The sequence below is a fragment of the Clostridium beijerinckii genome, from assembly GCA_003129525.1.
Taxonomy (GTDB): domain Bacteria; phylum Bacillota; class Clostridia; order Clostridiales; family Clostridiaceae; genus Clostridium; species Clostridium beijerinckii_D.
Genome location: CP029329.1, coordinates 2,070,730 through 2,089,533, shown reverse-complemented (window position 1 = coordinate 2,089,533; position 18,804 = coordinate 2,070,730). Strand labels below are relative to the sequence as shown.

The 18,804-nt window shown below is 27.7% G+C and carries 15 protein-coding genes; 6 read left to right on the top strand and 9 right to left on the bottom strand.

Annotated features, from left to right (window positions below):
• Nucleotides 1-59 precede the first annotated feature (59 nt).
• Nucleotides 60-1,475, top strand: a complete 1,416-nt coding sequence (locus tag DIC82_09190) for a spore germination protein (protein AWK51183.1) — start codon at nucleotides 60-62, stop codon at nucleotides 1,473-1,475.
• A gap of 112 nt (nucleotides 1,476-1,587) precedes the next feature.
• Here the strand turns inward: DIC82_09190 and DIC82_09185 are convergent, their stop codons facing one another.
• Together DIC82_09185 and DIC82_09180 are read right to left on the bottom strand one after the other, a co-directional pair.
• Entirely contained in the window at nucleotides 1,588-2,424 is an 837-nt protein-coding gene (locus DIC82_09185) for a DNA-binding protein (protein ID AWK51182.1), read from the bottom strand.
• Nucleotides 2,425-2,523: 99 nt separating this feature from the next.
• Complete coding sequence (locus DIC82_09180; protein ID AWK51181.1) at nucleotides 2,524-3,033, bottom strand: gamma carbonic anhydrase family protein; 510 nt, start codon at nucleotides 3,031-3,033, stop codon at nucleotides 2,524-2,526.
• 116 nt (nucleotides 3,034-3,149) lie between these two features.
• Here DIC82_09180 and DIC82_09175 point away from each other — a divergent pair, with 116 nt between their 5' ends.
• Nucleotides 3,150-4,154: a histidinol phosphatase gene (locus DIC82_09175; GenBank protein AWK51180.1), complete on the top strand. Its 1,005-nt coding sequence runs from the start codon at nucleotides 3,150-3,152 to the stop codon at nucleotides 4,152-4,154.
• A gap of 82 nt (nucleotides 4,155-4,236) precedes the next feature.
• On the opposite strand, the gene DIC82_09170 is transcribed toward DIC82_09175, so the two are convergent.
• Nucleotides 4,237-4,557 (bottom strand): hypothetical protein, encoded by a 321-nt coding sequence (locus DIC82_09170; GenBank protein ID AWK51179.1) that lies wholly within the window; start codon nucleotides 4,555-4,557, stop codon nucleotides 4,237-4,239.
• A gap of 294 nt (nucleotides 4,558-4,851) precedes the next feature.
• Between DIC82_09170 and DIC82_09165 the strand changes: the two genes are divergently transcribed.
• Both DIC82_09165 and DIC82_09160 read left to right on the top strand, forming a co-directional pair.
• Entirely contained in the window at nucleotides 4,852-5,319 is a 468-nt protein-coding gene (locus tag DIC82_09165) for a transcriptional regulator AsnC (protein AWK51178.1), read from the top strand.
• Nucleotides 5,320-5,514: 195 nt separating this feature from the next.
• Complete coding sequence (locus DIC82_09160; protein ID AWK51177.1) at nucleotides 5,515-6,267, top strand: hypothetical protein; 753 nt, start codon at nucleotides 5,515-5,517, stop codon at nucleotides 6,265-6,267.
• A 96-nt stretch (nucleotides 6,268-6,363) separates the two neighbouring features.
• Here the strand turns inward: DIC82_09160 and DIC82_09155 are convergent, their stop codons facing one another.
• Together DIC82_09155 and xylA are read right to left on the bottom strand one after the other, a co-directional pair.
• Nucleotides 6,364-8,115 carry a phosphoenolpyruvate carboxykinase gene (locus DIC82_09155; protein ID AWK51176.1) on the bottom strand — a complete coding sequence of 584 codons (1,752 nt, stop codon included), beginning with the start codon at nucleotides 8,113-8,115 and terminating at the stop codon, nucleotides 6,364-6,366.
• 450 nt (nucleotides 8,116-8,565) lie between these two features.
• Nucleotides 8,566-9,891, bottom strand: coding sequence for a xylose isomerase (xylA, locus tag DIC82_09150; protein AWK51175.1), 1,326 nt, complete (start codon nucleotides 9,889-9,891; stop codon nucleotides 8,566-8,568).
• Nucleotides 9,892-10,226: 335 nt separating this feature from the next.
• On the opposite strand from xylA, the gene DIC82_09145 reads away from it, so the two are divergent.
• Nucleotides 10,227-11,108 (top strand): MBL fold metallo-hydrolase, encoded by an 882-nt coding sequence (locus tag DIC82_09145; protein AWK51174.1) that lies wholly within the window; start codon nucleotides 10,227-10,229, stop codon nucleotides 11,106-11,108.
• Nucleotides 11,109-11,882: 774 nt separating this feature from the next.
• Entirely contained in the window at nucleotides 11,883-13,544 is a 1,662-nt protein-coding gene (locus tag DIC82_09140; protein ID AWK51173.1) for a glutamate--tRNA ligase, read from the top strand.
• Between the two features lie 268 nt (nucleotides 13,545-13,812).
• Here DIC82_09140 and DIC82_09135 read toward each other — a convergent pair whose 3' ends face one another.
• From DIC82_09135 to DIC82_09120, 4 genes are all read right to left on the bottom strand, one after another.
• The gene (locus DIC82_09135) at nucleotides 13,813-14,856 is read right to left on the bottom strand and encodes a galactose ABC transporter substrate-binding protein (GenBank protein AWK51172.1); all 1,044 of its coding nucleotides are present in this window, start codon (nucleotides 14,854-14,856) and stop codon (nucleotides 13,813-13,815) included.
• Between the two features lie 307 nt (nucleotides 14,857-15,163).
• Entirely contained in the window at nucleotides 15,164-16,825 is a 1,662-nt protein-coding gene (locus DIC82_09130; GenBank protein ID AWK51171.1) for a glutamine--tRNA ligase, read from the bottom strand.
• A 195-nt stretch (nucleotides 16,826-17,020) separates the two neighbouring features.
• Nucleotides 17,021-17,755, bottom strand: coding sequence for an exonuclease (locus tag DIC82_09125; protein AWK51170.1), 735 nt, complete (start codon nucleotides 17,753-17,755; stop codon nucleotides 17,021-17,023).
• A gap of 14 nt (nucleotides 17,756-17,769) precedes the next feature.
• The gene (locus DIC82_09120) at nucleotides 17,770-18,498 is read right to left on the bottom strand and encodes an HAD-IB family hydrolase (protein AWK51169.1); all 729 of its coding nucleotides are present in this window, start codon (nucleotides 18,496-18,498) and stop codon (nucleotides 17,770-17,772) included.
• Nucleotides 18,499-18,804: the final 306 nt, after the last annotated feature.

Here is an 18,804-nt window from a genome sequence, read left to right as displayed (position 1 = left end):
TATATATATCACATACTACCTATATAAGGCATATTTCTTTAGAGAGAAGGTTAGATAATTTGAATGTTACATGCGATTGCAAACAAAATATTGAATTAATACACTCACATTTAGCAATAGATAAAAGTTATGATATTGTAGAAAGAACATTTGTTGTAGGGGGACGTGATGCTGTCCTATATTTCTTGAATGGTTTTATTAAAGACAATATTATGGAAGATATATTAAGATCATTTTTTAAAATATCTACTGAAACTATGAATTCATATAAAACTGTTGATGATTTTATGAATAATGAAATTCCTCATGTATCTATTGAAAAACAAAGTGATTTAGAAAAAATTATACATGCATTATTAACTGGTCAAACAATAATGTTTGTTGGTGGTTATGATTCATTTATAGCTCTTGACCTACGTACTTATCCTGGGGCAGATTCATCAAAACCTGAAAAAGAAAAAACTTTAAGAGGCGGAAGAGATGGCTTTATAGAAAAATTAGTATTTAATTCGGCTTTTATCAGAAGAAGAATACGTGATCCTAGATTAGTTTTTGAAATGCATTCCGTTGGTGATATTTCAAAAACAGATGTTTGTCTCGCGTATATCGATGGAGTTGCAGATCCTAAAGTACATGATTTAATAGTTAATAGTTTATCAGAATTAGATATAAAAGCCTTAACTCTTGGAGATCAAAGTTTAGTTGATATTATGTGTAAAAAAAATTGGCTTAATCCATTTCCAAAAGTAAGATATACTGAAAGACCTGATGTAGCTGCTGCACATATCGTTGAAGGAAAAATAATAGTCATTGTAGATAATTCTCCAAATGTTATGATTCTTCCAACTGGAATTTTTGATTTTTTACAAGATGTAAATGATTATTATTTTCCAGTATTTACCGGGAACTATTTAAGGATTATTAGAAATTTAACATTATTAGCAACTATTCTAATCACTCCTCTTTATTTACTTTTTGTGAACGGTAATGTTTTTTTACCACCATTTTTTGATTTTTTAAAACCTCAAGACCAATTCGCTATTCCTATGGCAATTCAATTTATAATTTTAGAATTTGCTGTAGATGTATTAAAATTAGCAGGTTTAAATACTCCAAGTCCACTTGGAAGTTCACTTTCTTTAATTGGGGGTTTAATTCTTGGTGAATATGCAATAAAGACAGGTTGGTTTACAACTCAGTCTATATTATATATGGCTATAGTAACCCTTGGGGATTTTACTCAGCCTAGTTTAGAAATGACTTTTGCTATCAAATTTTCAAGGATGCTATTATTAGTACTTTGCGCATTATTTGGATTCTGGGGATTTATAGGAGGTATTGTAATTTTACTTATAATCATGGGAACTACTAAAACAGTAGCAGGAGATAAATACTTCTATCCATTAATACCATTTAATTGGAAAAAACTCAAAAACTTATTATTTAGAACAAGAATATCAAAAGATGTTCAATAATAAATTAATTAAAGAGGATTTAATACTAAATTTTTATTGCCTAGTATTAAATCCTCTTTATATTTTCATTTTTTATAACTTTTATAGAAATACTTTTATTTTAAGGTATGTTTTAAAGAAGTCTAGTTCCTTCTTTATCTTGTGTTATTAACTTTTGCTTCATCAATCCACCAAGAGTCATTTTGAAGTAATTTTTACTTGTATTAAATTCTTTTTTTATATCCTCAGAAGAAGACTTATCATTAAATGGCATAAATCCACCGTTCTCTTTTAGATATATAAGTATTTTTTCCGTTAATACTTCTCTTTCATCTAATCGTTTCTTTCTTGTTGTTATTCCAAGAGTTCCATCTTCATAAATAATCTTAACTCTCGCTTGTATTTCTTCACCTGGATGTATGTACTCAAAATGCTCATTTGCTAATATTAATCCTCTATATTTCCCATCTATCATTACATTTAAAGTACCATTTTCACACGTATCATAAACTATTGCACTAACCTCATCAGAAGATTTATATTTACCTTCTTCTGCCAAATATAAGTGTGAATCTATTCTTGTTGTACCTGCTAATCTATCAGTTTTATCTACATACATGTAAAACAAGTATTTTTTACCTTCTTTAAGCTTAAACCCTTGCTCTCTTAGTGGAACAAATAAATCTCTCTCAAGTCCAATGTTTACAAATGCTCCAATGTTATTTTGACTCACAACTTCTAAATAGGCAATTTGACCTACTGTTACAAGTGGTTTTTTTAAAGTTGAAATTAATCTATCTTTAGAATCTCTATAAATAAATACTTCTAACTTATCGCCTTCTTTAATTTCATGTTCCTTTGCTGCACTATTAGGAAGTAAAACTTCATCACCAAATTCATCCTCAAGGTAATATCCAAATTCCACCTTTTTGCTCACTTTTAATTTATTGTATTCTCCAATTATCATCATTTTTTATTTCCTCCATCAGCCACCTAATTTTCGGGCTAATTATTTTTCTTTTATTTAAGGCACATTCAATAAAATAACAAATCAGTCTGCACGTCTATTTTACTTCATATTCCTAAATTTCTTACTTAGTTCTATATAATTTAAATAAGATTTCTTATTATTATCAATTTCTTCTTCTGTTAACTTTCTCACTACTTTTGCAGGATTCCCAATAATTAAAACGCCATCCTCAAATACTTTATTTTGAGTTATTAAACTTCCTGCACCTACAATAGTATTATTGCCAATTTTTGCTCCGTTTAATATTATAGCACCCATTCCAACTAAAGTATTATTTCCAATCTTGCATCCATGTACTATTACACCATGTCCAATTGTACATCCATCCCCAATTTCTACTTTATTGTTTTCGTCAACATGTACTATAGCATTTTCTTGAATATTAGTATTTTCTCCTACAACTATGCTTTCTTCATCGCCTCTAAGAACAGCACCAAACCATATATTTGAATTTCTTTTTAACGTCACATCTCCAATAATTACTGCTGTCTCTGCAATATAAATTTCTTCTTCTAAAATAGGTTTCATATCCATGAAATTCTTTATCATAATTTATCACCTCATCCACATACTTAAAGTTATTTTAACATTAGATTGAGTTATTGTCATTATTTTGCCCATCTTTATAATAATATATATTATAAATAATTTTTAGGGGTATAATATTGGGTAAAAAAAAATCAACGAAGAATAGTCTTAATATAGATGCTTTAAATTTCTATTATGGTATCCCTCATGCTCACTGTGTATTTTCAACTGGACGTGGTACTCCTATTGAAGCTTTTGATTATGCAAGACATGCTGGCCTCGATTTTCTAATTTTAACAGATCATAATAATTATTTGACTAAAACTGTACATTTAAAAGGAACTGAATTAAGTAAGTGGGATACAGCTAAATATTTAGCTTCACGCTATAATAAGAAACATGATAATTTTTTAGCATTAATAGGTTTTGAAAGCAAAACCAATCCCTTTGGAGATATTAATATAATAAATTCTAATAGATTCTTCACTGGCACAGTAAATAATCTTCAATTATTGGTTCTTTGGATGCTTAATAACCCCACTGCATGTGTTTCAATTAATCATCCACATAAAACAATAGAGCATTTAGAATATAATCCTATTTTAAATAAACTAATAACTTCTATAGAAGTTGGTAATGGTTCTTCTCCTAACAAATATTTAAGATATGAGAAATATTATTATTACTTACTTGATAATGGTTGGAAATTAGGGGCTATAAATGGTCAAGACAATCACAAATTAAATTTTGGTGATGATGAAAACTTAACATGTGTAATTTCAGATGAGCTTACAAGTACTTCAGTCGTTAATGCTTTTAGAAATCGCCGCACATATTCAACTGAATCTAAATCTTTAATTATGTATTTCACAATAAATGATAATTTTATGGGTGATATAATCCCATCAGATAATGAAGATTTACAATTTTCAATTTTTGCTCATGACCCAATTCATAAAATATTACAAATTGATATTATTTCTGCCGGTGGAATAATAGTAAAAAAAATATCTGGTTTGAACTTAAATAAAGTAAAATATTTATATAATCATGAATCCTTAAAAAATGAATTGTGGTATATAATCAAAGTAACCTTAGATAATAATAAAATTGCCATAAGTTCTCCTATCTTTAGAGAATAAAGAAAACTTGTGCTTATGCGGATAACTCCCCAAAACAAAAGCATGTTACTTATTTCGGCGAGTTATCCACATAATTATATTTCTACTTATTTTTCTTTACTCTATTAGGTTTAGCTTTTGGTTTAATTACTATTTGTTTTTCTTTCTTTTTGGGTCCACCTCTTTGTGTAATATCCATAAACCATAAAAAAAACAATACTGCAAATATTGATAATACACTTGAAATATATTTATTTGTTGTACCCATAAGTATTTGCGCTATAAATAATACTATAGCTATTGCTAAAGTAATCCATTTATTTATTTTTACTTTCCCAAAAACAAATTTTTTACATAGTACATAAACTCCTACTATAATTGCAAACATTAATATGAATGAAATAATTGTTGTTAATAAATTCATTTGTCCCACATCCTCCTAAAAAAGTTTATACCCTCAAGGGGCACCTAGTACCTTCAAGTGAAAAGTTTTACTTTATATAGTTAATAATAATTTATATGTAAACTATTATCAAGTATCCATTATAGTTTCTTTTTTAATTTATAAACTTCTATTATCAGTATAACATAACAATTTTTATTAAAATATCAATATTATAAAATTTATTTTTACAATTTTATATTTTTATCTTTAATTCTTTCTATATCTTTGATAAAATTAAAAAAGTATGTTATAAGAATAATGTGAGGTGATATAATGACTTTAATTTCAAATAACCCTTTAGATGAATTAGACTTACAAATATTGGACTTGTTAATAAAAGATTGCAGAACACCATATTTGGAAATTGCAAGAATTTGTCATGTTAGTGGTGGTACTATTCATGTTAGAATGAAAAAAATGGAGGACTTAGGAATAATAAAAGGTTCTAGAATACTTTTAAATCTTCCTAAATTAGGATATGATGTATGTTGCTTTGTTGGAATATATGTTGATAAAACTTCTTCATTTAATACTGTATTCGATAAAATGTCACATATAAATGAAGTTGTGGAATTACATTTAACTACAGGCAACTATTCTATGTTTGCAAAAATAGTTTGTACTAATATTTCAGATTTGCAAGATGTATTACTTAATAAGATAAATAATATTGATGGAATACAACGAACTGATACCTTCGTTTCTTTATCTCAACCTATAGATAGAAATATTTCTTTATAAAGAAATTATTAAATTGCAGAATAAAAATACATTTTTTAATACATAATATATATAATGGAATGTATTTTTATGAAATTTCTTATACTATGTCCTAAGAAATTTTTAATATAAAATTAATATTATTATATTGTATTTTGATATATAATATAATAAATTCTAATTATTTAATATTTTTATTAGGAGGTAGATATATATTTGCATGCAATGTTAAATTTTAATTATTATAATTTAATATATTTCTTTGCATTTTATTCTTTTGCTGGTTGGTGTGTTGAAGTTTTGTATTATTTTAAAAATGAACATAGATTTGTTAATAGAGGTTTTTTATGTGGACCCTTTTGTCCAATATATGGTTGTGGAGCAGTATCTCTTGTAGTATTTCTGGATCCCTATAAGAATAATATATTTATACTATTTTTCTTAGCAGTTATATTTACTTCAATTTTAGAATATTTTACAGGATTTATATTAGAAAAATCTTTTAAAACTAAATGGTGGGATTATACTGATGATCCATTTAATATACATGGTCGGGTTTGCTTACTTTATTCATTAATGTGGGGTATTGGTGAAATTATTGTAATTAGAATAATACATCCTATACTTAATAATTTCGTTATGAATATTCCTACACTATTAGGTGATATATTACTCTCTGGAATTGTTATTTATTTTATTTTTGATTTTTGTTTTACTCTAGCGTCCTTAATGCAATTTGATAAAATGTTTTATGCATTTCAATTTGTACCAGTTAATTTTTTATTGGAGAAGCCTAGCGTATTATTAAATTCTACAAGAGAGAAAGCTATTTATACAATTAGAACTTTTGAATCTCTTCTTGGGAAATTTAAATTTAATTTAAATAATAAAAACTTACGGTATACTATTTCAAACAAATCATTAACTCATATATTTAAAGCTTTGAAAAATAAGTTAAAAAATGATTAAGGTAAATAACCTTAATCATTTTTTAGTATATTCAAAAAATAATAAATCAGTATGTTATTGTATCTGACTTATTATTTCCTTTCATATTCCTAACGTTTATTTCATTTTCTTTATTTCATCAAACAATTCTATTGCTGCATTTCTTGGACCATCTTTTTCTTGGCCACTTACCCCTAAACATGTTCTGATTTGTCCAACTTTAACTTGTCCATTTTCAAACATAGTTTTAAAATATTTCTCAATAAGAATATTAGTTTCAGCTTGTTTTTGAGCTGGTCCAAATGGATTTGCAAAAAATGATTCTACGAGTCCTGTTTCAGTAGTGGTTCCTTTAGCCATTCTAGCACCTGATTTAAATACCTTTATTGCTTCTTCTGGATTTCTAAAGTAATTCAAATATTTTCCACCCTCTTCAACACCTTCATAGTTATTAGCATAGAAAAAGAAATCTATTGGATGTCCTTTGGATATTTCTTTATATGATGCTACTGGCACAACTAATCTTGCATTAATCTTATCTGGATTCATGAATATACTTCTATCCATTTCTTTAAATGCATATCCTTGATCTAAATCATCTAATCTAACAAAAGCACCAATCTCAGTTCCATACCCATTAATAACGCCATCTTCTAATTTAAATGTACCCATATCATCAAATATAATTGTCATGTCTGAAATATAATCTTCACTTAAACTTCTAAAAGCTTCCAAGCTTTCAGACTTTCCTGCCCCACTATCCCCCATAATAACAACATTAGCCTCATCTCCACTTTTAAGAATAATGTTTACCATTGATCCATGTATTGGTAAGAAATCTCTTTTTATCATAATTAAATTGTAGAGTGTTAGCGTCATCTTCTTTATATAACCAAAATAATCAATTTTTTCTGAATGACTTACATACCCAAGCATTATATCATTTTCAGAATCATCATAAAATACTGTTTTAAGTTCTTCTCCATCATCTTTAGCCCCAAATACATAAACAATATCTGGTTTTCTACCTCTTGTCTCTTCGCTTCTTGCCATTTCAAATAAATTACATAAACTTATTCCATGTTCCATAAAATCTCTATGGAAATAAATGAAAGTAAGTAATCCACCTATTTTAGCTGGATAGCAGAACCAATGTTCCTTATTTATTTGAGCATATTTTAAAGGATTATATTTTATTTCTGTAAACATGCCATCTCTCGTATTTTTCTTAGGGTAAGTAATAAACGGTGTTTCTAGAAGAATATGGTCTATAAATGGAACTTCATCTAATACTTCATAACCCTTTGGTCTAACCCATTCCATTTCGTGAATCATAATACATGCATTTCCACCTGCTGGTATTTGTCTGTAGACTTTTGGTTGATATCCGGCTACATGCATTTCAACTTTTCTATATAAATTCAAAATCAATGTAGAGAAATTAGCATTTGCTTCTGTAAAACTAACAGCTGCAAGTCCTTCTTGAACTTTATATCTATGAACTATAGCGTATCTTTCAAGTTTTCTCCAAAATAAATATAAATCTTCTATAAATACTATAAACTTATCTCTATCTTCTAATAATGTTGAATACGCTGCACTAATTTCTACAATTTCTTCTACACTCATAACTGTTAAATATTTCATGAGCACTGTTAAATATCTTCTAATATCTATAAGACTATCTGTATCTAATGCTTGATTTAAGTATCTATATGATATTGAATTCCTCTTTTTAGCTCGCCTTAAATAAACTTCTAAAATTCGTCTAAACCCATCACTTTCTAATATAGATTCAAAATTATTACAGTACTTCGCCGTAAAATTTATCATCACTTTGTCATTACTCATTGAAAATTCTTTTTTCATTCCCTTGCCCCCCATATGAATCTTTATAAACTGTAATATTGCATTTTTTTTCAAATTATACACATTGAATTAATTATACCATACTTTTTGCAATATTAAATCTAGATTTTTTTCAATTTTCAATTTTATTAATAAATATTAATTCTAACTATTTTAATTAAAAACGTATTTATTACTATCTATTTTGATTTAATAATTAAATTTATATATTACCAAATATAGATAAATATATTGTAAATATGAATATTCATTAGATTTACAAGTACTTAGTTCGTATTTAATATACATAACTTATCTTTTTATATAGTAATAAAAATACCTATAAACTAAACATTTTTTCATATGTCTAGTCTATAGGTATCAATTTATATTTTCTAATTTTTCAATTTGAAAAGCTTTCACTTATTGTCACATGGTTTATTATTCCAATAAGTAATTCATGAAATTTATCTATTTAATATTTGATTTCATAATATAATTATTAACTATGCTTTCCAAATATTCTTGTCTTCCTGATTCATTTTTAATTTCAGTTAATGTAAGTGCATATTTCTCTAATTCTTCAAAGCCAACTTCATTATTAACTATTTTCTTACCAATAGCGCTTTTATAACTTGAATATCTATCTCCCACAAAATTTTCTAATATTTTATCTTCTAATAATTTGCTAGCTACCTTTAATCCAATAGCAAAAGTATCCATTCCTGAAATATATCCAAGTGCTAAATCTTCTGTTTCAAATGATGCTCTTCTAACTTTTGAATCAAAATTTAATCCTCCACTATGCAAGCCACCATTCTTTAAAATTTCATACATAGCATATGTTGCATTATATATATCTGTTGGAAATTGATCTGTATCCCAGCCTAAATTTGGATCTCCTTGATTTGCATCAACACTACCTAGTACTCCATTTATTCTAGCTACATGTAACTCATGTTCAAAAGTATGCCCTGCTAAAGTTGCATGGTTAGCTTCTATATTCATTTTAAAATCTTTATCTAAATTATATTTTCTTAAAAATGCTAAAACAGTTGATACATCAGTATCATATTGATGTTTAGTTGGTTCCATTGGTTTTGGTTCAATTAAAAATTGTCCTTCAAACCCAATCTTATTTTTATAATCTACAGCCATTTTCAAAAATCTCGCAAAATTATCTAATTCTAGCTCCATATTAGTATTTAATAAAGTTTCATAACCTTCTCTTCCACCCCAAAATACAACATTTTCTCCACCTAGTTCTTTTGTTATTTCTAAAACCTTTTTAACTTTTGCTGCTGAATATGCAAATATATCTGCATTACAAGAAGTAGAAGCGCCATGAACGAATCTTGGATTACTAAATAAATTAGTTGTTCCCCATAATAACTTAATTCCTGTTTCATTCATTTTTTCTTTAAGTAAAGAAGCTATTTCATCAAGGTTTTTATTACTTTCTTCTATATTTTTTCCTTCTGGTGCAATATCTATATCATGAAAGCAAAAGTATGGGATTTGTAATTTACTCATAAATTCAAATGCTGCCTCGACTTTATTTCTCGCCTCTTGCATTTCATCTTCATTACTCCATGGTCTGTTCATAGTAGCAGATCCAAACGGATCATTACCAGTTGCACATAAAGTATGCCAATATGACATAGCAAATCTTAAATGTTCCTTCATTGATTTTCCTGCAATCATCTCTTCTGGATTATAGTACTTAAACGAATACATATTAGTTGAATTAATTCCCTCATAATTTACTTTTGGTACATTCTCAAAATATTTTCCCATTTTTTCCATCTCCCTTTCATATAATAAAATACTTTTTAAAGGTTATTTATTAAGTTTATTATAACCCACTCTTTTTTATTAGTCAATAACTTTTATTACTTAATTATTATTAGCAGTTTATTTTTACTTAACTATATATTTTTCAATATAAATTTTGTTTCTAATATTATACTAACCCTCCATTATTCTTTGATAAATTTTTAGCTTACTGTAAATTTATAAATTAAGTAACTTATAAATAAATATATTATAGTTTCTATGTATATTATTCCTTTATTTTATTTATTTGTAATGATAAACTATTATACAGGAATGTCAAAAAGGAGACTATATTTATGTACAAAAATTACTTACAGAAAAAGAAATATTCATTTTTGTTTATGCTAGTTATACTTATTTCAATTTTAATAGCAAATCGCTTCATTTCATTAGATTTCACTAGAAATTCTAATAATAATCAGCCTAAAAATATGTCTGTGCATTACATAGATGTAGGTCAAGGAGATTCTATTCTTATTCAAGTAAATAATAAGAATCTTCTAATCGATGCTGGGCCTAAGTCCGATAAAAAGAAGCTTTTAAATTACTTATCCTCTTTACACTTAGACAAATTAGATTATGTAATTGCAACGCACCCACACGAAGACCATATTGGTAACATGGATGACGTAATAAATGATTATAATGTCTTAGATTTTTATGCACCAAAAGTGCAATCTACAACAAGGACATTTGAAAAAATGGTAGAAGCCTTAAAAGCTAAGAGCTTAAAAATTAATGTGCTAAAGAAAGGAACAGATACTATTTATTTAGGCGAAAATACTAAAGTTACAGTCTTTTCCCCCGCAAAAGATTCTTATGAAAATTTAAATAACTATTCACTAGTTATAAAAATTGAGTATGGAAACACTTCTTTTCTATTTACAGGAGATGCTGAAAAGGATGTAGAGAAAGAAATACTTGCTACTAATGAAGATATTAGTGCTGATGTCCTTAAAGTTGGTCATCATGGTTCATCCACTTCTACTAGCATGGACTTTATTAATAAAGTGAATCCATCAATTGGGGTAATTTCCGTTGGAGAAGATAATACATATAATCATCCAAATGAGGATACGATTAAGCGTTTGACTCAAAATAAAGCGAAAATATATAGAACCGATAAAGATGGTACAGTAATAATTACTTCTGACGGTTCTAATGTAACTAAAAAATAAATTATCTTTACATTACTATTTTCAAAATGTATAATTGATTTGTGTTTTGTAAATACTATAATTTAAAATAGTAGTAAGTGTGTTGAAAAAGAAGAGTAAATAGTATTTTATTTTTAAGAGATCTAGGGATAGTGTAATCCTAGAATTTAAAGCTATTGAAGGAAGCTTTGGAGCAATAAATAGAAAATCGTGAGATGTAGTATATTTGTGGGGTTATTCCCTTATAGATAATTAAGTGAATTAATTTAAGACATATTAATATAGAAAGTGAGTATGTCTAGATTGATTAATTTAGGTGGTAACGCGGAAGTCAGCCTTTCGTCCTAATGATATTTTAGGACGAGGGGCTTTTTTTATATTTAGAATTGTAAACTATTGTTAATTAATTAGAATTATTATCTCATTTTGAGATAAAATTAAAATATGGAGGTGCAAGGTATGGCGTTGGGTATTATTCTTATTGTAGCTTCGCTTATAGGTTTAATCTATGGAAGAATGCAGAAAAACAAAATATTAATAGTATCATCTGCAATTATGTTAATTATTATTGCGATCATATGGATAATATATTCATATCTATACTCTATAAATCCTTATTAAAATTATAAGATTGTACAAATTAATATTTTAAACTTCCGTTTGTACACACTTTTCTATAATTTTGTGCTAATTATAACATAGTACATTATAGGCTATATTGTTTATATATAAATTGCCATGACAAGGGGCTTATAATACCTTGTACAGGATATATTTGAAGGAGAGAAATACATAATGAGTTTTGAAAAATTTGCAAATATGATATTGGGAAATGTAGAACATACAACTGAATATTATATGGAAAAATATCCAAAGAGAAATCTTAAAGAAGGTGCGAAAGTTACAAGATATGCACCAAGTCCAACTGGATTCCAACATATAGGTGGAATTTTTGCTGCTTTAATAAATGAACGATTAGCAAGTCAAACAGACGGAGTTTTTTATTTAAGAATAGAAGATACTGATCAAAAAAGAGAAGTTGAAGGTGCAATAGATGATACTGTAGCAACTATGCATAACTTTGGTATGGATTTTAATGAAGGTATGACAGGACAAGAAACTTCTAAGGGTGAATATGGCCCATATAGACAAAGCCAAAGAGCACATATATACAATACCTTTGCAAAAGATTTACTTATAAAAGGCTTAGCTTATCCATGTTTCTGTACTCCAGAAGAATTAGCAGAACTCCGTGAAAAGCAAATAGCTAATAAAATAACTCCAGGTTATTATGGAGAATATGCTAAGTTCAGAAATATAACTGAAGAAGAAGCTATAAAGAGAATTGAAAATGGAGAACAATATATAATAAGATTAAAATCTCCAGGTAATCCTGAAACTAGAGTTGAATTCCACGACTTAATAAAGGGTGATATATCATTCCCAGAAAACAATCAAGATATAGTACTTATTAAAGGAGATGGACTTCCTACATATCACTTTGCTCATGCAATAGATGATTTCTTAATGAGAACTACAGATGTAATAAGAGGAGAAGAATGGCTATCTTCACTTCCTATACATGTTCAATTATTTGAAGTTTTAGGCTTTGAAGCTCCAAAATATGCTCATATCCCAACAATAATGAAGCAAGATGGTGGCTCAAAGAGAAAGCTTTCGAAAAGAAAAGATCCAGAAGCTGCTGTTTCTTACTATAAGGAAGTTGGATTCCCAACTATAACAGTAATTGAATATTTACTTAATATAGTTAACTCTACTTTTGAAGAATGGAGAGCTGAGAATCCTAAAGCTGATTATCATGAGTTTGAAGTTCATTTAGAAAAAATGGGTAAAAGTGGAGCATTGTTTGATTTAGTTAAATTGAATGACGTGTCTAAAGATCGTATAGCTGCTATGAAAGCTACTGATGTTTATAATAGCTATATAGCTTGGACTAAAGAGTTTGATACAGAAATGTGTAAATTAGTTACAGAAAATGAAACTATGGTAAAAGAAATGTTTAATATAGATAAAGAAGGTCCAAAACCAAGAAAAGACTTTGCTAAATGGGATGAAGTAAAAGATAAAGTATTCTATTTCTTTGATGAATTATTTGATAAAGAAACAGTAGAACAAATAGAACTACCAAAAGGAGTTACATTAGAAGCTGCTAAGGCTGTAGTAGAAGTTTATAAAAATGAATTTAACTTTAATGTAGAAAATCAAGAAGCTTGGTTTGATGATTTAAAGGAGATTGGACTTAGACTTGGATACTGTGCTAATAGAAAAGACTTCAAAGCAAATCCAGATCAATATAAAGGTATGATTTCTGATGTTGCAGGAGCAGTTAGAGCTGCCTTAACCCATAGAACTAATTCCCCTGATATTTATACAATCATGCAAATTATAGGTGAAGAAAATACTAGAAGCAGATTTGATAAATTTTTAAGTCTATAAATAAATTCAATTATAATCAATTTATGGATACAAGAGAATTATATAATTTGTTATCCGAAACATAATGCAGACTTAATAATTAAAGCCAGTTAGGGTGATTACACACTAACTGGCTTTTTCCTTTTTTTGCGTATGTATAAACTGAGTTTTTAAACCAACCTGGGATGTAACAATATACAAGTGTACTTAAAATACGGTGCTTATATTTATATAAATTATAGGTAAAATAAATATCAGAAGTTAATTTAAACCCCTTCTTATTTTATAATTATTTAACATATTCTTGAGGAGAGAGTCTAACTGTAATTCCTGTTTCATCAAATTTATAATTTGTACTATTAAGAGGAGTAATACCAGAAATCATATTCATTCCAATTGTATAAATGGCTTTTGCCTGTTCACCAAACTCTTGCACAACAGTACCTGTCATAATTCCTTGATTAATAAATTCTTTAGCCTCCGGCAAGCCATCAACGCCAACAATTGGAATATACTTTGAGTCATCACCTTTATTAAGTCCATATTTTTGTAGGGCTTTAATAGCACCTATTGCCATAGCATCATTATTAGAAAGTATCGCTTCGATTTTATTACCATTAACTAAAAACATTGATTCCATAGCAGTTTTTGCACATTCTTCGTCCCAATTACAAACTACTGATGAAAGTTGCTCAGTTTTTATTCCAGAATCATTAATTGTTTGAATAGAATATTTAGTTCTTTCAATTGCTGCTAAGCTATCATATGTACCTTGGAACAGAACATACTGCATTATATTGTCTTTATTTTTATCAAGAATTTCTTTATTCGCATTCCATTCATTAGCAAGAACTTTTCCTTGTAGAAAGCCAGACTGCCTGTTATCACCACCTATAACAATAGCTCTATTATAAGTTTTAACAAAATCTGTAATTTCTTTATTTGCAGATCCATATATGATTAATGGAATATTTCTATTAATAACTCTATTAATAACACTTTCAATTTGAGATTTATTTCTATTAACTAAATTTATTACTAAAAGGTCAATCTTTTTATTAATTGCTTGATCAATACTTTCATTTTGAGTAAGTTGATTATCTTTCGCATCAAAAAAAGTAAATCTGACTTTGTTTTCATTTTCCTGTTGAATATCTTCTAAGCCTTTCTTAACATTAGAAAGAAATGGGTCATTAAAATTATGTAAGAATACTCCTACATTAACTGGATTTTGAGTGGTGGTATTTTGAATAGCGTATACATTAGTTTTAACGCTATGGAATAGTAATATAGAAATTATAATAAGTGACAGTATTTTTTTTATTATATTCATTTTTCCCTCCATGTACATTTCCTTAAATTATTGTATCTATGTACTATATATGTTGTAAAATAATTATTTATTGTCAATTTCAAAAATCATATAATAATTCTAGTTATAACTGAGAATTGAGTATTTGACATTGATAATTGCAACATATATAGGTTGTGTTTTGATATAAAATTTATTCATTGTACTGGAAAAAAAGTAGCATGTCATATTAAGTCATACTTCTATGCCGGCAAAAAAAGGATAATCCTTTGCATTAGCAAAAAATTATCCTTTTTTGAATATTTTCTATAAACTAGATTTTCCTAAATTAGCTCAACTTAAATGATGATTTCAATGACACTATTCTGTTAAGTACTAACTTTTCAGGTGTGGTATATTTAGTATCTACTGTAAAGAAGCCATTTCTAACCATTTGGAATTTATCTTGAGGTTTAGCATCTTTAATTGCTGTTGGTTCAATGAAACCTTGTAATATTTCCATTGAATTTGGATTTATTTGTTCAAGGAAGTCTTTACCTTCGTTTTCTTCAATATCATCTAATATTAATGGTTCAAATAATCTAAATTCAGCCGAAACGCAAGATTTTACATCTACCCAATGGATAGTTGCCTTTACTTTTCTGCCAGTGAAGCCAGAACCACTCTTAGTTTCTGGATCATAAGTACAGTGAATTTCTGTAACGCTGCCATTTTCATCTTTAATTATTTCATTACATTTAACAAAATATGCTCCCTTTAGTCTAACTTCGTTACCAGGAAATAATCTAAAGTATTTCTTAGCTGGAATTTCCATAAAGTCTTCTCTTTCAATATATATTTCTCTAGAGAATGGAACGAATCTTGTACCTTGCGCTTCATCTTTAGAATTATTTTCTATTTCAAGCATTTCTGTTTCATTTTCAGGATAGTTAGTTATTACAAGTTTTAGAGGATTTAATACAGCCATAGCTAGTGGTGCTTTAAGTTGTAAATCTTCTCTTACAAAGTAATCTAACATTTGAGAATCAACGGTAGAATTAGCTTTAGCAACTCCAATGGCTGTGCAGAAATTTCGAAGCGCTTCAGGAGTGCAACCTTTTCTTCTAAGTCCACAAATAGTTGGCATTCTAGGGTCATCCCATCCATCAACAACCTTTTCATCAACTAGTTGTTTAAGTTTTCTTTTACTCATAACTGTATTAGTAATATTTAATCTTGCAAATTCTATTTGTCTTGGAGTAGCTTCCATTTCACATTCGCTTACCATCCAGTCGTAAAGTGGTCTATGATCTTCAAATTCTAAAGTACAGATAGAGTGAGTTATATGTTCAATAGCATCTTCTAATGGATGAGCGAAGTCATACATAGGATATATGCACCATTTGTCACCAGTGTTATGATGAGTAGAATGAGATATTCTGTATATAATAGGATCTCTCATATTTATATTTGCTGAAGTCATATCTATTTTGGCTCTAAGAACTTTTTCACCATCAGCAAATTCTCCATTTTTCATTCTTTCAAATAAATCTAAATTTTCAGAAACTGTTCTATTTCTGTAAGGACTTTCGGTGCCAGGCTTAGTTAATGTTCCTCTATACTCTTTAGCTTCTTCAGCTGTTAAATCACAAACATAAGCTTTACCTTTTTTTATTAGTAGAATAGCTCTATTATACATTTCATCAAAATAATTGGACGCAAAGAAAAGTTCATCCCAATTTCCGCCAAGCCATTTTACATCTTCTTTAATTGATTCAACATATTCCGTATCCTCTTTAACAGGGTTCGTATCATCAAATCTCAAATGGGTTTTTCCATTAAACTCATCTGCTAAACCAAAATTTAAAAGAATAGACTTAGCGTGACCTATATGTAAGTAACCGTTAGGTTCTGGTGGAAAACGAGTAATTATTTCCTTATGTTTACCTTGTTCTAAATCTTCTATGACGATATTCCTTATAAAATTAGACGAATTAATTTCGTTTGACATAGTATTACCTCACTTATAAATGTATTTTAATTAAGAAAAGAGTATATTACTTAAAATAACATTCTCTCTTAAACTATATTGTTATTTTTACTTATAATAATTTTAATCTAATATAAAGAAAAAATAAAGATAAATTTATTTAAATTACCGAAAGTTGTAAATTAAAAAGAAAGTAGCGATTACTATGTTTTTAATTTACAAATCCGTATTTAATTCATCTTCATTCATATTATAATCTTCTAAATCTTCTATATTTTTCAGAGTGATTTCATCTTCTATAGCATCTTCAAAAACATATTTCTTCCAGTTAATATATATATATAATAAATTTATAACATCTTGCTCATTATAAAGTAGTATTTTTTCTATTTTTTCTTCTGGCATTCTTTTAAAATAACTTTTATCCTTCATAACTTTATGAAAAGTTTTAGCTAAATTTGATCCACTAATAACTTCGCCTTCTCTTTCAATATCAAATATCTTTTCTAACTTTTTAAGCCCAGTAGATACCTTTTTCTCTTTTTCATATTCCTTTTGAATATCAATTGAATCAAACTCTTTGCTAAAATTATAGTCTATGCCATTTTCCTTAAAAAGATAATTAATAACTGTAAAATCATTATTCCCTGAAAATGTAACTATTGTTTTTTTACCTTTTTCTTTCATTCTTATAAAATATTCTTTTGCAAGATATAATATATTTATGGCTTCATCTCTATCTTCGATCATATATTGAGTAACTAATATATGATTATTTTTATTGTCATACTCACATGCACCAAATACTCCAATGCATTTAGGTTTTTTATAAACATAATGTTCAAGATCAAAGAAGATAATTTCTTCAGGATTATACTCTCTATCTTGAGACTTCATAATAAATTCATCCTCAAAATTTTTTATCTTGACCTTATTTTCACGAATAATCACAGTATCACTCTTTCCTATAAGAATTGTATATCTTCAATATCCAAGTTATATATTACATCCTTTCTCTCAACTACGACATTAACTTTTTTTATTAATTCTCTGTCTTTTAGAACTTTTTGCAAAAGTTCTTTAGTTGGATTCATACAATAAGGATGTTTTACATTTTTAAACATAGTATAATCTCCCGCTGTGTCTCCATAAGCATAACTTACACTTAAATCTATATCATATTTTTTAACAAAATCACCTATTGCCCTAGCTTTGCTTCTACTATCCCACATTGGAATAACATCTCCTGTATATACACCTTCATTATCTACAACGTATTTAGCCCCGATGTAATCTGTGAATCCATATTTTTTAGCCATTTGACCTACAAGCTCTGAAGGTGATCCTGATATTATGATTAAAGTATGATTACTCGCTTTATGCCACTTTATTCTATCTCTCGTGAAAGTATAAACTCTGTCACCTTTTTGTTCTACAACTTTTTGTGCTATATAATCCATTTGATATTTTTGCAATCCTTTAATGGATTCAATATATATATCTATCATCTTTAAAAGGTAATTATCATAATCACCTTGCCTTTTATCCCATTTCATAAAATATGGTCTTACATCATTATACCATCTTTCTGACCCTATAATCTCATATTTAACCATTTTTTTAAATACTTCTGTTATTAGCCCTTCTCTGTATAGAGTTCCATCTAAATCAAAAAATGCACCTATATTTGACATTTTACCACATCCTTTTTCACTTATTTATTATACTTTATTTTTGTGATTCAGAAAAGCTTAGAAACAAGATATTAATAATTCAAAGCACACGTAAGATAATAACAGGTCAAAGATGCCTAACATAATTAAAACACTATAAAAACATAATTATATTTATAGTGTTTTAATATATTCTTGTTTAGTCACATTAGACACAATAAAAAAATAACAAATCCATTTGCCTGATAAAAAATATTCATGGCAACTTTGGACTTGTTATTTATTTTCATGTGTCTTAAAAAGATTAATAACCCAGTATTTTATCTT

Coding starts and splice junctions, on each gene's coding strand:
- DIC82_09170 (AWK51179.1), bottom strand. CDS start 4,557: ATGAATTTATTAACAACAATTATTTCATTCATATTAATGTTTGCAATT.
- DIC82_09130 (AWK51171.1), bottom strand. CDS start 16,825: ATGTCAAACGAAATTAATTCGTCTAATTTTATAAGGAATATCGTCATA.
- DIC82_09140 (AWK51173.1), top strand. CDS start 11,883: ATGAGTTTTGAAAAATTTGCAAATATGATATTGGGAAATGTAGAACAT.
- xylA (AWK51175.1), bottom strand. CDS start 9,891: ATGGGAAAATATTTTGAGAATGTACCAAAAGTAAATTATGAGGGAATT.
- DIC82_09180 (AWK51181.1), bottom strand. CDS start 3,033: ATGATAAAGAATTTCATGGATATGAAACCTATTTTAGAAGAAGAAATT.
- DIC82_09155 (AWK51176.1), bottom strand. CDS start 8,115: ATGAAAAAAGAATTTTCAATGAGTAATGACAAAGTGATGATAAATTTT.
- DIC82_09165 (AWK51178.1), top strand. CDS start 4,852: ATGACTTTAATTTCAAATAACCCTTTAGATGAATTAGACTTACAAATA.
- DIC82_09145 (AWK51174.1), top strand. CDS start 10,227: ATGTACAAAAATTACTTACAGAAAAAGAAATATTCATTTTTGTTTATG.
- DIC82_09135 (AWK51172.1), bottom strand. CDS start 14,856: ATGAATATAATAAAAAAAATACTGTCACTTATTATAATTTCTATATTA.
- DIC82_09185 (AWK51182.1), bottom strand. CDS start 2,424: ATGATGATAATTGGAGAATACAATAAATTAAAAGTGAGCAAAAAGGTG.
- DIC82_09120 (AWK51169.1), bottom strand. CDS start 18,498: ATGTCAAATATAGGTGCATTTTTTGATTTAGATGGAACTCTATACAGA.